This is a genomic window from Anaerobutyricum soehngenii (assembly GCF_009697165.1).
GTDB classification, from domain to species: Bacteria; Bacillota; Clostridia; order Lachnospirales; family Lachnospiraceae; genus Anaerobutyricum; species Anaerobutyricum soehngenii.
In genome coordinates this window covers 220,050-234,802 of record NZ_VULP01000001.1, presented here as the reverse complement: position 1 = coordinate 234,802, position 14,753 = coordinate 220,050, and the positions used below count along the sequence as shown (strand labels likewise).

Genomic DNA, 14,753 nt, shown 5'->3' with positions numbered 1-14,753 from the left:
CCTCTATCATCCCTCTATCTTTTTATGCTGTAATATTAGACTGTAAATATCTTAATAAATCCTCTCTTACTGCATGGTGCATTCTCATAGTGACTTTCGTAATCGGCTGCATGCGTCCACGATTATCTTCTTTCTGTGCATTTTTAGCTTCCATTACATCAAATTCTCCCATATAATAAAAATTCGTTTCTGCATCTGATTTTTTTACAAGCAAATGCTTTCTTGTAGCTCCCAGTACATCTTGCATATAAGAGCTTTCCAATCCTTTACCAATCTGAGAATCCCACTTAAAAATCAAGTTATCTTCAAATGCATCCGCATAGTCCGGTTTTCCAGCCACATAATTTTTTTCATCCTGGCTCTCTTCCTTGTGATAAGTAATAAAAATAAATACATCATCATCAATTCGTTTCATACCATACATAACAGAAGATAAATCCTTGCCACAATTCATAAGCAAACTAACATCTCTTCTGGAATATTTTTCATACAACACAAATGGACTATCTATATTTTTCCATGGAAGATATTTTTCCTGATATCTAGTAAGTCCAACTTTTATAATATCTTCCACCTGTTTGTAGAATTGTATATGCTTAAGTCTGTCCGCATAACTTTGTACTCTTCGAATCATTCCTGACCGATCATTTTCTAAAATGTCAATCTGACAGAACTTCTTATACTCAGCCTCTTTACTTACAAAATGTCCCTGTAATACCTGAATTGCTTCCTTTACCTGTGCTACACTGATTTCAAATCCAAATGTCTTTTGATATTCCGTTTTAAACTCTGTAATACCGATATAATCTTTATGAAGCAATTGACTTAAAATTGCAAGTTCATCGGGTCGTACACCTGAAAGAACAGTTTTAGATAAATACTCCAGTGTTAACTTTTCCTGTTCACTTAAATTATTTGTGTATTTATCCTTTTCCATTACCTGCATAAAAGCATAGTACGTTTTATATTCTCGAATAATTACTAATGGATCAATTTCTTGATTCTCATAAAAATCATATAAAAACGGAATTCTCCCCAAACGATTCTTCAGTGAAATATAACTTTCTTTAATCAGAGCTTTCATTCCCTTAATCTTATCAATAGATTTGAAAATTTTGTCCTTAGAGATTTCATCAAAATGTACAGTTGATGCACCTGGTATCGTACTATTTCCACTGATCACATACTTACGAATCACATCAGCATTGTAAGAACGGTCTCCAGATAACGCCACCGGAATCATAAAATTATTATTATAATTCCCAATAAAATCCAGAATAACAACATATTCTTTTCCCGGCGCTTTTCTTAATCCTCGTCCTAACTGCTGAATGAATACAATCGGAGACTGTGTCGGTCTAAGCATGATAACCTGATTCACTTCAACAATATCAACACCTTCGTTCAATATATCGCGGGAAAAAATATAATCTAAAGGTTGACGATCTTCCGTAGCATCTTCTTCATCCATTGCCAGTCTTTCAAAGGCTTCCTGGCGTTTGTCTTCATTATCATTTCCACTAAGAGCAACTGTGCGATATCCCAGTTCATTGAATTTTTTCGATAACTCCTCGCATTCCTTTACACGACTGCAAAAAATGAGTCCTTTTACACGATTACCACTATATCCGTAATACTCCGATTGCTCAATGATATGTCTTACACGCTCATCGCTGGTAAGCTGATTGAACGCTGCATCTGTCAATTTTGTAGCCTGTAACATTTTGTCATCCAAAGAAATAATCTCACTAATGCCAAAATAATGAAATGGACAAAGAAGATCCTCTTCCATAGCTTGCTGCAAACGGATTTCATAAGCAATCTGATAATGAAAAATCTCATAAATATTTTTTCCTTGCTGATTATCATCCCTTTTGTCCGGAGTTGCCGTCATTCCTAAGAACAGCTTTGGTTTGAAATAATTAATGACTTTGGTGTAAATGTTGTTGGAACTATGATGCGCTTCATCTAGAATAATGCAGTCAAACGCATCCGGTTGATATTGAAATAAATGAGTATCTCGATTTAAGGTTTCTACTGTAGCAAACACATACTCTTTCTCATATTCATAGAAACCAGCACCAACCACTCCCATCGTCACTTTCTTACCGAAGACTTTTTCAAAAGATTTCTTAGCCTGTTTCGCCAAAGTTACACGATGTACTAAAAACAACACTCTTTTGAAACCAAGTTCTCGCATAGCAAATGCAGAGGCGAATGTTTTACCGGTACCAGTGGCTGATATCAAAAGTGCCCTCTCTTCTCCCTGCTCCAGAATCTTCCTAAGATTCGCAATAAATCTCTCCTGCATAGAATTCGGTTTTAATCGGTATTTTTCGAGTGACGGAATCTCTTCGCATTTCGCTATCTCACGCTGATGTTTTATGATATTGTAACGTTCTCTGTAAATTTCATAAAAATCATCATAAGGCAATGCATACTCACTGTTCCAGAGATTATGAAATTCTTCCACAATCTCTTCTGCTACCTCACCATTTTCTGTAGAAATCAGTTTCGTATTCCACTCCTTATTAACCGTCAGCGCCGCACTTGTCATATTAGAACTTCCGATGATGATTCGATAAATCTCTTCTTTCTTGAAAATATATCCCTTCGTATGGAAACCATTTCCGGCAGCTTCCACGTCATACATTTTCAACGTAATATTTTTCAATCCATTGAGTTTCTCAAGTGCTCTCGGCTCGCTGAAATTCAGATAATTGGTCGTAAGAACCTGTCCTTTAACGCCCTTTTTCTCAAGCTCTTTTAAAGTCTGCAGAAGCGGGGTCACACCACCCATCGTGATAAACGCAACACTGATCTGGAACTGATCACAGCGCAACAATTCGTCCTCTACAGATGAAATAACTTTCTTCCCCTCTTCCGGATTATTCGACACAAATGCTGGCTTGTACGCCAGATTTACCGCCACAGAACCATTTATATAAGCGGCATTTAAGCCATTTTGCAATTCCTTGATCACATTCGCATCCATTGAAAAATCTCCCTCTCATTTCGTAATGAGTAAAACAAAATACTCTGATTAGTATTATACCTTATGGGAGAGAGTTTGTCATTGAAATCCCCAGGAAGCAAACATAGCAAAGGCAACTGAACGAAACGATAGCAACAAAAAACAGATCCGGACGCACTGAATTTAATGAGTGTATCTGAACCTGCCTTTTCATTGATCTTTCCGATAAATAGCTGGACCAATTTTTTATTGGAGTGGCTTATTTAATTGGGAAATCATTTCCAAAATATGTTCTTATGCTTTTTTCGTTGACATTTAATACTGTTCAATGTATCATATAATCAAGAAATAGGTTTGTTACCGTACAGCTATTGCTCAAGCGGGGTGCTCGTTTCTTTTCATTGACTTTTTGCTACTACGGGGGTATAATTATAGCCAAGAAATGGGTTTTTTACTGAGTAATGTCTTCAGACTGGAAAAGGGTGCTCGTTTCTTTTTTTATGTTCATTATATCATATAGATACATTTTACCATCTTTTGCATGTCGAATAACCATTATTACATTAAAAACATTATATCTTTCAATTTCCCCAACTTCATTAAACACTGGCAAAGCAAATCTTGACTCATAACGATACCAGCCATACATTGCATCTATAGTATGTTTTTCTTTATAATTTTCAGTAAATTTCTTTCCAGCTGCAATTTCAATCAATTCAGGTAATCCCTGTGCTGCATTAGCTTTTGTCTTCGCATTTGCTCCTTTTAAAATATGTGTATAATTTGAATGAGTATACTCATCCGGTAAATCTGTTCCAATATAAACTGCATCATTGCTATGATCAATTATGTATATATCTCCTACATATTGTTTTAGATATTTTTCAACCTTCTCCCATTTTACAGATCTTTTCCCTTTGAATATGATGTCATGAATAAATACCGTTTTCTTTCCATCTATATCCTCGATTACATTTACTTTTCTTTCCACGTCTACCTCCTTCTGCTTTACTTAAATATACGCATTGCGTTAATTAAGCGGTAAAAAAATAAGTCTTACGACTTATCTTTTTTCACCATTCCCTCCATCTTTGCTCGATATTTAATCAAACGTAACAGATAGTCTGGCAATTGGCGTTTTTCTGCTTCCCAGTCCTGAACCGTACGATATGGTATTCCATAGTAATCACTGAATTCTCTGCGGTTCATTCCCATTTTTTCTCGCAGTTCTTTTATTTCTCTTCCTCTACCCACAACCTCTCTCCATTCAATCACAAAACGCATTGCGTTAATTAATGATACTGTATATATTCCAATCTGTCAACTAAGCTATGTCATTTTCTATACTACTTCACCCCCATCTCCCGAAACTTTTCTGCCGCTCTCTCATACGCTGGCACTTCTACCCCATACTTTTTGGCCATCCGTACAACCTCATATACCAGCCCATCAATCTCCGACTGTTTTCCTTCCATAACATCTCTTTGCATAGATGTCGTTGCTTCTTCCGGCAAATTAGAAAGGATCTTTAAGTTACGTTCTACAAGGTCTTCTTCGAAAGTAATTCCCATTGCGTTAGCTAGTGTAACAATTTCTCGAATTAATGTCTTAAAAAGTTCCCTGGCTTCTCCCTCTCGTTGGAAATCTCCTGCAACAGCATGCAAGTAAAGTCCTGCGGTTCCGATTGGAGACACATAGGAAAACTTAGTCAATGCATCTCGTTTTATATTATCTGACAAAATTCCATCAATTCCACTATCTTTAAAATCTTGTGCAATCTTTTTCAATAATCTTTCTGCTTTATATTCACCATCTGACTGTCCATTTAATTTCTTCAAATCTTCCTTTTCCCTTACACCGAAAAATACTCTTAATATTTCTCCATGCTGCAATAATACTCCTGCCTGTTTAATATTAGCAGAAACGTAGATACATCCATCCGTCACAAGAACCTTTGGAAGTTTCTCTTGAAGATACGCACCTGTTCCATAAACATTTAATACCGGAACAACTATCGTATTTTCATGGGAAATGCTTTGAATAAATGGAATGCAGGAATCGAGAGAATATTTTTTAACACAGACGAGAATTACATCTGCTTTTTCTCCTTTTGCCTCATAAGATTCCATACTTTCTGCACCGACAGGTATGGTTTCTGTTTCGTTTGTCCACATTTTTTGGACAGAAAGTCCCTGCTTTTGCATAGCTTCTAAATGTGCATTTCTTGCGATAAGTGTCACGTCTTTTCCTGCCTTTGTCATGTAGAATCCAAGTATTCCTCCTGTTCCACCTGCTCCGATGATTATGTATTTCATAACTCGTCCTTCTTTCTTAAAATAAAATATACTATCCTCTATAATACACTATTTTACTATTTGATTCATTAGGGAAACAGACGAAAATAAAAAGAATAGACTATCGAAACTGTAAAGATATCACTGCGTAGAAAATGCCTGTTCGGCATTTTTACTTGCTCTCACATTACATTTGCGATAGTCTATTCTTTTTATTTTCTGCTTGTTGGCTCCAGAAGGAATGAATACAATAGTTTTTGGCGGAGAGAAGGGGGAGTGGTCAGAAATCTACTGCTTGTTCGGAAGATATCTCTGTCATGGAATTTTATTTACCTGTTCTCACATTTCATTTACTATGGTCTATTATTTTTATTTTCTGTGTGTTGGTATCACATGGAATGAATGTAATAGTCTTTGAAAAAGAGATGGGGAAGGGGTCAGAAGGTTATGACTTATTCTGATACTATCTCCGCGATGCTGTCAATGCTGATAAGATAATATTGTCAGCTATCATTGTATACGATAAATTCACTACTATATTGTGGCAATATATCATTTTTCTCTTCTGGATGGTATACCTTTCGAGCAAGCAGTAGTCTTCTGACCTCTCTCCTTATCCCTTACAAAAACCATTACATTCATTCCTTCTGGAGCCAACACACAGAAAAAAGAAATAATACCATATCCCAGATGCGGCTTCGGAGCGTGTTTATGATGCAGATGAGCATTTTAAACACAGCGACTACAGAGCAGATGGGATATGGTATTATTTCTTTTTTCGTCTGTTTCCCCTAAGAAATCAAATAGTAAATTAATATTTTTTTATTGCTTTTTTTCTAAAAGTATAGTAAAATGATTAGGTCAGTTTTTGACAAGCTTCCTTGGCTCAGTTGGTAGAGCGACGCATTCGTAATGCGTAGGTCGCCGGTTCAAGTCCGGCAGGGAGCTTTTTTTATTTTCCAGAAACTTTTCCTGGAATTTTTTTACAAACTATAATTAAAATAAGAATTATAATCAAAATAAGAAAACCAGAAGCTTTAATTAAAATTCATAAAAAAAGCAATCTATGCGTTATAAAGCACATGAATATGAGTTTTTTAATTCGCCCAAAAACAGAAAAACAGAAAAGCAGAAATTTACTATAAAAGAAAATGTGATGTCGGAGCCAGTAAAAATGCCGATCAGGCATTTTCTGCGCCGCGACTATCTTCACATTTTCTTTTATAGTAAATTTCTGCTTTTTGTATGTTTTTGTTTGTTTATAAATCATACATAAATTATACGATTACGCCGTTAAGATTAAGCTGTTGATCGCTTTCTCCTTTTCCATAGCCAAGATGGTCGTACTGTGCCTTGACTTCTTCCCATGGAAGCTTATCATGTTCCTCTTTCAGATAGGAAATTATATCTGCGATACCTTCGCCTGTAAATGAGCTTGTCATAAAGATTTTCTTACAACCGGCAAGTCTTAGCCAGTCAGCGGCCTGCTCTGGGTTCGCTGCCCAATGGTCACACTTCGTTACGATTCCAACTACTTCTCTATTAGATTGCGCTGTTACGTTTGGCGGATATAGGGAAAACGGTTCTGTTGCGCTGATCAAAAGACCTACTACGTCTGCTTCTGCACTATATACAGCGAGGGAACCGGCAAGTTCCTTTGTTTCGGCATATTCACCCGGTGTGTCTATAATCACATCATAGTGATTAATATACTGTGTTTTATGATAAACAATCTTCTTGCCTTTCATCGCCTGTGTGAGTGTTGTTTTCCCCGCCTCACTTCTTCCAATAAATATTATCTTTCGCATGTCTACACTTCCTCATCTGCAACATTTTGTTATATCTATTCTATCACATCAACCAATGCAGGAAAAGGTCAAAATTTGGAGAATTCTTTGCGTTTTCTGCGAAATTTTAGTTCTTCTAATCCTTCTTTTATCTTTTCTGTTCTTTCATTATAAATAATATCATAACTTACATAAGATAAAATCAATGCAGTAAGTACATCCACAACGGAATGCTGTTTTAAAAACATGGTGGACAGGATAATAGAAGTAGTCATAAAAAAGGCCGCTCCTCTTATCACTTTCTTTTCTTTCAGATACGGACTGTTTTTTACGGCAAAATACACCGCCATCGAGTTAAACACATGAATGCTCGGAAGTACATTTGTCGGCGTATCCATCGAGTAGATCTTTCTGGTAAGCTGTATAAAGATATTGTCTCTTGTAAATGTGTCTGGCCGAAGTTCTAAGCCATTCGGATATACATAAGAAACAATAATAAATATCGTCATTCCAATCATGCCAAAATACATTAACTTACAAAAGGATTCCTTTTCCTGGAAGAAAAAGTAAATACCTGCTATTGCAATATACGCAAACCATAAAAGATACGGTATGATAAATACTTCTATAAAGGGAATATACCGATCAATCGCACAGTCAATAATATGTAATTGATCCGGCACTCTTTTTTCTAAATAGGAAAATGCCGCTAAATAAAACGGAAAGTATAGCAGGAGTAAACCATGCTTATAATTCTTTAATTTTTCTGTCATAATATCACCTTTTTGCCCGATTGCTATATATTCAGGAATGTCCTGACATTTTTGCTGCGAGATGCGCGTCATGATGTATAAACTGTATAAATAATACAGATGCCTGCACAATTTATTATCTTAAAAATGTAACGCAACTTTCTTAATAAGTCAATGTATTTTCCCACTCTTCACAATATCTTAAAAAAATTGTTATTTTTTCCCTTTTCTTTTTTCTTCAAAATCCGCTAAGTATCCTTTTAACTGATTAAAGGCATCCGTATACTTTGGAGAGACCATAGTAGGATTTCCTTTAATAAGCATTCGGACATTGCCGGTTCCCTTTCTTTTCAGGCGGAAATTACGTTCTTTTAACTTTCCGATTCTTTCTTTCATATCAAGCATTTCGAGTTTCTGATGTTCTGGAAGCCTTGGAAGCTCTGCCATTTCTCTCATCTTAGCCAGACGCAGTTCTATTTCTTTTCCTATTTCATCCATACGCTCTACTGCCGGATGGTTCTTAACATATTCTCTCCACTCCTGATCAAGAACAGCGATAACAACATCTGCTCTCTTTCTTAATATAACCACTTCTTTTCGTACATTTTCCATTCCAACAAGAATATTTCTAAGATCAATTGCATCACGTACAGAAATACACAGATCGACCGCAAGACCTGCACTTACTACCCACACAAAGATTTCATCTGTCATCTTTGGCACGACGGCAAGCACGTGTAAGATTGCCGGATGGAATACTTCGTTCATCAATATCGTCAAAAATCCCCAGGCAACCGAAGAGGACAGACAGATATATCCTTTGTAATTAAACTTTTGGTTGGAATAATCCCAGTATCTTACTTTAAGCAATGCTTCCATTGCTGCTCCGGTTACCAGCTCCAGCAGCGTTGCACCCACCACACCTGCAAAATAGGTGAGTATCAGATTATCTTTAAATGGTTCTGACACAAAGAGCATCATCACTGCTCCACTTCCGTAAATAGGTAAAAACGGTCCATGGAGAAATCCTCTGTTTACCCACTGTTTTTTTCTAAATGATACATAGCAGGATTCAAAAATCCACCCAAGAAAACAATACACATAAAAATATAAAAGCCACTGTTGTGTTGTATACTGTCCTATCATTTTATCCTTCCCTTCCAAAATACAAAAATGTCAATTTCAAGAACACCTCGATATTCTTCGTCAGATTCCTGCTTACTTTCCTGTTTTGTAAAAACTCATTCTGTTCTTCTTTATAGAAAAAAGCTTCTGAAATCATACTCTTCTATAATTCCAGAAGCTTTTTTTAAATCACATAATCATTTCCATTCTTCGCATAATGCCATTCAATCAAATCAGCTAATGTCGTATGGTCGAGCACCCCGCTGATTGCCTCGTTCAGCTTTCTCCAGAGAGGAATCGTTATGCATTCTTCCATTCTCTCGCAAACTTCGCTTCCTTCTTCCAGACAAGGAACCGGCTCCATACTGCCTTCTGTGACTCGCAGAATCATACCTACCGTATACTCATCCGGATGCTTTGTGAGTAGATATCCACCTTGAGGACCACGAATACTTCTCAAATATCCTGCCTTGGTCAGCACCGAAACAATCTGTTCCAGATACTTCCCGGACACTTCCTGCCGTTTGGCAATATCCTTCACTCTCACCGGTTTCCCTTCTGCATCATTCATAGCAATATCAAGCATTAAACGAAGAGCATATCTGCCTTTTGTTGAAATCCTCATAATGCTCTCCTATTTCTTTTTTACTATATTATCCACTTATCAGCTTAAATACTTTACTCTAAAGAATGAAAAGGCGGTCATTACTCCAACCATGAGAAGTAACCACGCTATCATAGTAACCATACCGGCGTTTCGATTTCTCTTTGCCTGCATACTCAAGCCTACACGCCACATAATAAAGCCGATGATTGCAACAACAATTCCAAGCCCCATCCACATCTCAACTGTCATTATTCTTCCTCCTGATTCTAATATGTATTCTCGAAGTACAAAAATATTCCGAGAGTACATTAACTGTTTCATTCACTTAAACAGCTTACTTTATTTTTATATGATAAGCCATTTTCCGTATTCTTGTCAAGTTATAATAAGCGTGTTATAATTCTAATAATTTAAAAAAAGAGGTGGTTCTATATGACAACGATTAAATGCCGTAAATGTGGTAAAGTTTATCCATTTGATGAAAAAATATGCCCCGTATGTGGGTACGATATTCGAAAAGATGAAACATTATCTTCGAGAGACCGGGCTGCGCTTGGATTAAAAAGCGATTCTGCTCTCTTTGAAGAAACAAGCAAAGAAAATATGGAACGCTGGAAGAACCAGACAAAGGAAGAGCGTTTAGAAGAAGCATGGGAAAACCGAAACAATTTTGAAATACGTCCGGATCAGGGTGGACTCCCACGTCTCAATGTTCCAATGAACACTATGTTTTTTCTAACGGTTATTTTAATCGTTGTTGTATTTTTAGCCAAATACTTAGGATAAACCGAAAACGAAATAAAAACTTCAGACTATAGCTAAGATTCAAGAAACGATACTAACCAGGAGGTACGGATAAACCGAAAACGAAATAAAAACTTCAGACTATAGCTGCTGTAAAGATATCGCTGTTATAGTCTGAAGTTTTTATTTTTGTCTGTTTCTAATGAATTAAGAATGACTAAAACACTATATAAAAAGGGGACTGTCGGTTAATACTAATTTTTAGGCTCAAAATCTCAAAATACGAATCTCCCATAGAAATCCGTATTTTTTATACTTGAACTTCTTCGGGAGATCCGTATTTTTTCTTTTCTGTATGTATTTTAGGGCATAAAAACCCCTTATCTGTATTTTTGAAAGTGCTCTTTTTCTAAGCTGTCTTTTCTTCGGTTTTCCTTCAAATTTCTTGATCTCACTATGAAGAAAACGATGATATTTATTTGCATTTCTTCCAATCGCATACAGCATGAATTCCTTATATACTTTTTCTGTTGTCCGGTAATTAAACCGTCGGAAACTATTATTTTCTTTGATGTCTCCAAAATATCCTTCCGTCTGTATAGAACGGATCTGCCGATTCAAAATTCCTTTCTCACTCTGTATATCTGCATGAGTTTCCTCTTTTAAAGCTCCCATTGTTCATTGATCTTCATGACCTTATTTTTCTCTGCATCTTTTTCAGTATCATATTTATAGAGACATTTTGCTTTGTATCTGCAGCCGTTGCAATCGGAACATCCATACACCTCAAACGTTTGTGTATAACCAGCCTGTTCTTTTTTCTCTGTCCTGATATGGTGAAGTTCTCTTCCATCATGGCAGACATAATAAAGTTCATCCTCAAACATCTGCGTTTTCATGTTGTAATATTTCCCGATCTCTTCTGTGTACCCACGTGTTTTCTGTTTTTCATGATCCTGCAGCTTGATGTAACTGGAGATTTTAGGTTCCTTTAAATACAGAAGATTCTTTTCACTGCAATAACTTGTATTCATGTGACATCTTCCAATATTTTTTCTTTATTAATTAATGTGAATTTTCAAAAGCAAAAAAGATGTACGGACAGCTTGTTACTTTCCTTGCCTTTCGTACATCTTTTTAATCTGTTACTTTATAGATATTGCTTTATAAACTGATAACCATTCACTGCCGCTGTAACCGGATCAGGATCCGCATTATATTCATGACCTAATACTCCATTATATCCTATATCATATAATACTTCTATACATTTTTTAAAATCAAAATGTCCATGTCCGGGATGTGCCCTGTCAGAATCAGATACATGAAAATACCCAAGTCTGTCTTTACATATCCTGATTGCTCTCTCCATATCTTTATCCTCTATATTGATATGGAAGGTATCCAAATGAATGGTTGCTCTCTTACTGTCAAATCGATTTACAAATTCTAATGTTTCGTCTGCGGACCATAAATAATCTGCCTGAAAACGATTGATTGCTTCTATAGTCAGATCGTTTCCAAACTTTTCGGCAGCTTCTATTATCGGTTGAAGAGATTCAAATAAAATATCTTTATATTTTTCTCTTTCTCTTGGATCTGGCAGTGGACCTTTCATAAGACCAAATAATACAACTGTATCGCCAAGTATATGTGCCACCTCTAAAAAATCAATCAATACTTGTTGTGCTTCTTTTCGTGCGAGTTTATCTAAGTTTGTCAAATAATGTCCATCGGCATAGCAAGCCATTCCTGTTCCGATTCCAGTTACTTTCATATCCAGTCTGTCTGCATATTCCTTAATCCGGTGATAATCATTCAATTTTGCATTTCTCATATGCATCTCCACGCCTTCATATCCCAGACGCTTCGCATGGTCAATACACTGTAAAATATCTCCTTTTAAAACGCATTGAGAATATGGTCCTACGCAATCAGATATTGTAATACTTTGAAGCATCCTTCCACCTCCATTGAATTCCTTATTTAAAATTCTGGAATTAATTCCAATACTTCTCACAAACCGTATTTAAACGATTATAAATGTCTTTATCTCTATATGCTAAAAAAGCATCCCGGAAGATTTCGTACATTTCTGTATACATTTTGTAGTTATTCATATTTGGTGTAATCATTTCAGTTGGATGTACCATCGTATCTACTGCATCCTGAAGACTTTCAAAAATGCCCGCTCCACTTGCTCCAAGAATTGCTGCTCCTAAAACACCACAATCTGCCATTTTCAGACACTGTACTGGTCTTCCAAATATATCGGCAAGAATCTGTCTCCATAATGGAGATTTGGAACCACCGCCAGAAAGCCTTATAACGTCAAATGGTCTGCCGAGAACTCTTTCCATTGCTTCCACGATCATTCGAAGTTCATAGCCGCCGCCTTCTAACACTCCTCTTGCCATATCTGCACGATTATGTGCGAGTGATATTCCAAGTGAACCACCTCTTGCATTATCGTGATAATATGGAGTTACCTGACTGGAGAAAAATGGGAAGAAAATGTATCCTCTTGAACCTGCCGGAGATTTGGCTGCCTCCATACATATAATGTCATAAGGATCAACATCTGTCGCCTTTGCTACGGTAACTTCCGGTGAGCCATAAACATCTCGCCACCAGCGAAGTGCCACACCTGTCGCATAGGCAAGTCCTTCCATATCCATATGTCCCGGTACAGCATGACCGCTGAAAATCACTTCATGTGCAGGGTCTTCTTTTACACCATCTACCGCTGCAACCATTACAGAGGCAGTTCCGATTGTAATTTCTGCGGTTCCTTCTTTAGTTACACCACAGCCTATTGCTGCACACTGTTGGTCACCACCTCCGACACAAATTGCCATTCCTTCTGCAAATCCGGTAAGTTCTGCTGCTTTCTTTGATATGGTTCCTACTTGTCTTGCCGGTTCTTTTACTGGTGGAAGCTTATCAATATCAAAGTCAATCGCATCTAACAATTCCTTAGACCAGTCTAGTGTGGCTACATCCATCATTCCATTTAATGCCAGAGATGCCGGATCAGTAAATAATTCTTCTGAGCCAAGTTTATGTAACAGCCATTCCTGTGCATTGACAAATTTCCATGCTTTTTCATAAAGTTCTGGCTGATGATCTCTGACCCATTTATACTTTGCATAAGACCATGCACCGCTCACCGGTGCACCACTAATCTTATGATAACGCTCTACACCGATATTTTCTTTAATCCACTCTACTTCTTCTACGGCACGTCCATCACTCCATACAATCGAATTATGCAATGGCTCCCAGTTCTCATCAATCGCAAAAAATGTTCCTCTCTGACTGGAGATTCCTACAGAACCTATTTCTTTGGGATCAATTCCTGCCTTTGCAATCGCACCTTTTACCGTGTGGCATAAAGCATCCCAAAGACAGTAAACATCCTGCTCTACCCAGCCTACTCTTGGTGTAATACATGGGTATTCTTCATAGTCTTTTCCAATTTCCTGTCCCTGTAAATCAAAAATAATTGTCTTTAATCCCGTTGTTCCTGCATCAATTCCTGCTACATATTTTATCATGGTACTCCCCCATTCATACATTGATAAAAAGGTTGCCAATTCCCTTCTCCATTAATCGGCAACCTTTTTACAGTTTAAGTCCGACAGCAATAACACAACTACACTAAAGCATATTTAAAACACCATCTAACTCATGCGTGCTCCTGTAACATCTAAAATCTCTCCGCTGATATAACTACCCATATCAGAAGCAAGGAACAGTACAGCCTTTCCGACTTCTTCTGGCTCTCCCATTCGTTTCATAGGTATTGCTGCCATTTTCTTTTCATATTGTTCCGGTGTCAATGTGCTGTAATTTCGTCTGATCATATCGGTAGCTATCGTTCCCGGTGCGATCGCATTCACTCTGATATTATACTGACCAAGCTTCTTCGCCGCAAATTTTGTAAGAGCGATAATTCCGGCTTTGGATGCACCGTAATCCGGTCCTGTGTTTCCACCAGTAATTCCGGCAATTGAAGATGTATTGACAATGCTTCCATAGCCTTGTTTTTTCATAATCTCACTACAATATTTCATTGTAAGGAATGTAGATCTTAAATTGATTGCCATTACCTTATCCCATTGCTCTACTGTTGTATCCTCCAGATTCCTCATGTAAGAAACACCTGCAATGTTTGCCAGAATATCAATCTTACCCCAGTTGTCCATGCAAACTTTAACGGCTTCTTTGATTACTTCTTCCGAAGACGCATCTCCTATCACAAGCTTTACGTCTACCCCCATAGACTGTAATTCTTTTTGTGTTTCTTCTGTAACGGCATCTTTTTGAATATCCACTATGACAATTCCCATCAAATCAGCTTTTGCCATCGTTAATGCTACTGCTTTGCCGATTCCACGAGTTGCCCCTGTAATCAGACAAACCTGTCCTTTCAGTGATATTTCAAACATACTTAGCCCCCCTTCTTTG

Annotated in this window: 13 protein-coding genes, 1 tRNA gene and 1 pseudogene; 2 read left to right on the top strand and 13 right to left on the bottom strand. The window is 37.1% G+C overall.

Annotated elements, in window-relative coordinates; all coding sequences use genetic code 11:
• Positions 1–22 precede the first annotated feature (22 nt).
• The 4 genes from FYJ25_RS01020 to FYJ25_RS01005 form a co-directional block, all read right to left on the bottom strand.
• On the bottom strand, positions 23–2,995 hold the full coding sequence (locus tag FYJ25_RS01020) for a DEAD/DEAH box helicase (protein WP_154580308.1): 2,973 nt from the start codon (positions 2,993–2,995) through the stop codon (positions 23–25).
• Positions 2,996–3,425: 430 nt separating this feature from the next.
• The gene (locus FYJ25_RS01015) at positions 3,426–3,965 is read right to left on the bottom strand and encodes a hypothetical protein (RefSeq protein ID WP_243145655.1); all 540 of its coding nucleotides are present in this window, start codon (positions 3,963–3,965) and stop codon (positions 3,426–3,428) included.
• A gap of 65 nt (positions 3,966–4,030) precedes the next feature.
• On the bottom strand, positions 4,031–4,228 hold the full coding sequence (locus FYJ25_RS01010; RefSeq protein WP_330399849.1) for a helix-turn-helix domain-containing protein: 198 nt from the start codon (positions 4,226–4,228) through the stop codon (positions 4,031–4,033).
• A gap of 92 nt (positions 4,229–4,320) precedes the next feature.
• Complete coding sequence (locus tag FYJ25_RS01005) at positions 4,321–5,289, bottom strand: ketopantoate reductase family protein (RefSeq protein ID WP_154580307.1); 969 nt, start codon at positions 5,287–5,289, stop codon at positions 4,321–4,323.
• 854 nt (positions 5,290–6,143) lie between these two features.
• On the opposite strand from FYJ25_RS01005, the gene FYJ25_RS01000 reads away from it, so the two are divergent.
• Positions 6,144–6,216 (top strand) — tRNA-Thr (locus FYJ25_RS01000).
• Positions 6,217–6,545: 329 nt separating this feature from the next.
• On the opposite strand, the gene FYJ25_RS00995 is transcribed toward FYJ25_RS01000, so the two are convergent.
• The 5 genes from FYJ25_RS00995 to FYJ25_RS00975 all read right to left on the bottom strand — a co-directional run bounded on the left by FYJ25_RS00995 (position 6,546) and on the right by FYJ25_RS00975 (position 9,788).
• Entirely contained in the window at positions 6,546–7,076 is a 531-nt protein-coding gene (locus FYJ25_RS00995; RefSeq protein ID WP_021907302.1) for a EutP/PduV family microcompartment system protein, read from the bottom strand.
• 68 nt (positions 7,077–7,144) lie between these two features.
• Entirely contained in the window at positions 7,145–7,828 is a 684-nt protein-coding gene (locus FYJ25_RS00990) for a phosphatase PAP2 family protein (protein WP_096239246.1), read from the bottom strand.
• Between the two features lie 192 nt (positions 7,829–8,020).
• Positions 8,021–8,953 (bottom strand): putative ABC transporter permease, encoded by a 933-nt coding sequence (locus tag FYJ25_RS00985; protein WP_096239245.1) that lies wholly within the window; start codon positions 8,951–8,953, stop codon positions 8,021–8,023.
• Between the two features lie 163 nt (positions 8,954–9,116).
• Positions 9,117–9,557: an RrF2 family transcriptional regulator gene (locus FYJ25_RS00980; RefSeq protein ID WP_154580306.1), complete on the bottom strand. Its 441-nt coding sequence runs from the start codon at positions 9,555–9,557 to the stop codon at positions 9,117–9,119.
• Between the two features lie 39 nt (positions 9,558–9,596).
• Complete coding sequence (locus tag FYJ25_RS00975; protein ID WP_021907298.1) at positions 9,597–9,788, bottom strand: hypothetical protein; 192 nt, start codon at positions 9,786–9,788, stop codon at positions 9,597–9,599.
• Positions 9,789–9,971: 183 nt separating this feature from the next.
• On the opposite strand from FYJ25_RS00975, the gene FYJ25_RS00970 reads away from it, so the two are divergent.
• Positions 9,972–10,325, top strand: a complete 354-nt coding sequence (locus tag FYJ25_RS00970) for a hypothetical protein (RefSeq protein ID WP_096239243.1) — start codon at positions 9,972–9,974, stop codon at positions 10,323–10,325.
• A gap of 375 nt (positions 10,326–10,700) precedes the next feature.
• Here the strand turns inward: FYJ25_RS00970 and FYJ25_RS15200 are convergent.
• From FYJ25_RS15200 to FYJ25_RS00950, 4 genes and pseudogenes are all read right to left on the bottom strand, one after another.
• Positions 10,701–11,314 (bottom strand): annotated as a pseudogene (locus FYJ25_RS15200) (transposase); the annotation flags it as partial.
• Positions 11,315–11,433: 119 nt separating this feature from the next.
• Positions 11,434–12,243 carry a sugar phosphate isomerase/epimerase family protein gene (locus FYJ25_RS00960; RefSeq protein WP_154580305.1) on the bottom strand — a complete coding sequence of 270 codons (810 nt, stop codon included), beginning with the start codon at positions 12,241–12,243 and terminating at the stop codon, positions 11,434–11,436.
• 40 nt (positions 12,244–12,283) lie between these two features.
• Positions 12,284–13,840: an FGGY-family carbohydrate kinase gene (locus FYJ25_RS00955; RefSeq protein WP_154580304.1), complete on the bottom strand. Its 1,557-nt coding sequence runs from the start codon at positions 13,838–13,840 to the stop codon at positions 12,284–12,286.
• A gap of 126 nt (positions 13,841–13,966) precedes the next feature.
• Entirely contained in the window at positions 13,967–14,734 is a 768-nt protein-coding gene (locus FYJ25_RS00950; RefSeq protein WP_154580303.1) for an SDR family NAD(P)-dependent oxidoreductase, read from the bottom strand.
• Positions 14,735–14,753 lie beyond the last annotated feature (19 nt).

What these genes read in the sequence shown, in the direction of transcription:
- FYJ25_RS01020 (WP_154580308.1), bottom strand. Translation starts at nt 2,995, where the DNA reads ATGGATGCGAATGTGATCAAGGAATTGCAAAATGGCTTAAATGCCGCT.
- FYJ25_RS01005 (WP_154580307.1), bottom strand. Translation starts at nt 5,289, where the DNA reads ATGAAATACATAATCATCGGAGCAGGTGGAACAGGAGGAATACTTGGA.
- FYJ25_RS00995 (WP_021907302.1), bottom strand. Translation starts at nt 7,076, where the DNA reads ATGCGAAAGATAATATTTATTGGAAGAAGTGAGGCGGGGAAAACAACA.
- FYJ25_RS00990 (WP_096239246.1), bottom strand. Translation starts at nt 7,828, where the DNA reads ATGACAGAAAAATTAAAGAATTATAAGCATGGTTTACTCCTGCTATAC.
- FYJ25_RS00985 (WP_096239245.1), bottom strand. Translation starts at nt 8,953, where the DNA reads ATGATAGGACAGTATACAACACAACAGTGGCTTTTATATTTTTATGTG.
- FYJ25_RS00980 (WP_154580306.1), bottom strand. Translation starts at nt 9,557, where the DNA reads ATGAGGATTTCAACAAAAGGCAGATATGCTCTTCGTTTAATGCTTGAT.
- FYJ25_RS00975 (WP_021907298.1), bottom strand. Translation starts at nt 9,788, where the DNA reads ATGACAGTTGAGATGTGGATGGGGCTTGGAATTGTTGTTGCAATCATC.
- FYJ25_RS00970 (WP_096239243.1), top strand. Translation starts at nt 9,972, where the DNA reads ATGACAACGATTAAATGCCGTAAATGTGGTAAAGTTTATCCATTTGAT.
- FYJ25_RS00960 (WP_154580305.1), bottom strand. Translation starts at nt 12,243, where the DNA reads ATGCTTCAAAGTATTACAATATCTGATTGCGTAGGACCATATTCTCAA.
- FYJ25_RS00955 (WP_154580304.1), bottom strand. Translation starts at nt 13,840, where the DNA reads ATGATAAAATATGTAGCAGGAATTGATGCAGGAACAACGGGATTAAAG.
- FYJ25_RS00950 (WP_154580303.1), bottom strand. Translation starts at nt 14,734, where the DNA reads ATGTTTGAAATATCACTGAAAGGACAGGTTTGTCTGATTACAGGGGCA.